At 64.6% G+C, this 1,078-nt stretch carries 1 protein-coding gene; it reads left to right on the plus strand.

Translation table 11 applies throughout. The annotated features are described in order from the left end of the window. Positions 1-99: 99 nt before the first annotated feature. On the plus strand, positions 100-1,071 hold the full coding sequence (locus A9W95_RS17685) for an IS481 family transposase (RefSeq protein ID WP_067415483.1): 972 nt from the start codon (positions 100-102) through the stop codon (positions 1,069-1,071). Positions 1,072-1,078 lie beyond the last annotated feature (7 nt).

Raw genomic sequence — 1,078 nt, forward strand, 5'->3', positions numbered from 1 at the left:
TGTCGTGACCCGGGAGGTTGTTAACGGCGTGCCTGCTTGAATGTGGGAGGACCTCCTGACGGAGTGGATGTGTCTGGCATTCACCCGTAGGAGGTCCTTGTGTCTCACGCTAACGCTCGTACCAATGTGTTCGCTCGTCGGCTGATCGTTGAGCGTGTCGCCGCCGGGTGGCCGGCTGCGCATGTGGCTGAGCAACTGGGGATTTCGCGGGCAACGGTGTACAAGTGGCTGCGCCGATATGCCCAGGGCGGCAATGCTGCACTGATCGACCGTTCATCACGGCCGATCCGGATGCCCAACCGCACCAGCCATCGGGTCGAGCAGAAGGTGCTCGCCGCCCGCCGACGACGTAAGCGCGGCGCTGTGGTGCTCGCCGCCGAACTCGACCTGAATCCCTCGACGGTCGGGCGGATCCTGGCGCGCCACCAGATACCGCATCTGAGTGCCATCGACCCGATCACCGGCGAGGCGGTGCGCTGCTCTCGGCGCAGCCCCAACCGCTACGAACACCCCACGCCGGGGGCCATGGTTCATGTCGACGTCAAAAAGCTCGGCCGCATCCCCTCAGGCGGTGGCTGGCGGCTGCATGGGCGCGACGCCGCGGTCTCTGTTGCCAACCGGCACAAGAAGACCAAGATCGGCTACGACTATGTCCACACCGCCATTGATGACTACACCCGGCTGGCCTACAGCGAAGTGCTTCCCGACGAGAAGGACCCAACGTGCGCTGAGTTTCTCCACCGGGCACTGGCCTGGTTCGCCGCTCACGGCGTGCGTGTGCGTCGGTTACTGACCGACAACGCGTTGGTCTACCGACACGGCACCGACTGGGGCTGGGTGTGTTCGGCCTGGCAGCTCAAACGCCGATTCAGCAAGCCCGGCTGTCCCTGGACCAACGGCAAAGCAGAACGCTTCAACCGGACCCTGCTCAACGAATGGGCCTACGCCCGCCCCTGGACCACCAACACCCTACGCAGACGCGGTCTTGACCAATTCCTTCGCCGCTACAACACTCGACGAGGCCACTCCGCCCTCGGCGGACGACCACCAATCAGCCGACTCGCTGCCTGACAACAAC

Origin of the sequence: Mycobacterium sp. 1423905.2 (assembly GCF_001673155.1) — a bacterium.
In the GTDB taxonomy this organism is placed as follows: domain Bacteria; phylum Actinomycetota; class Actinomycetes; order Mycobacteriales; family Mycobacteriaceae; genus Mycobacterium.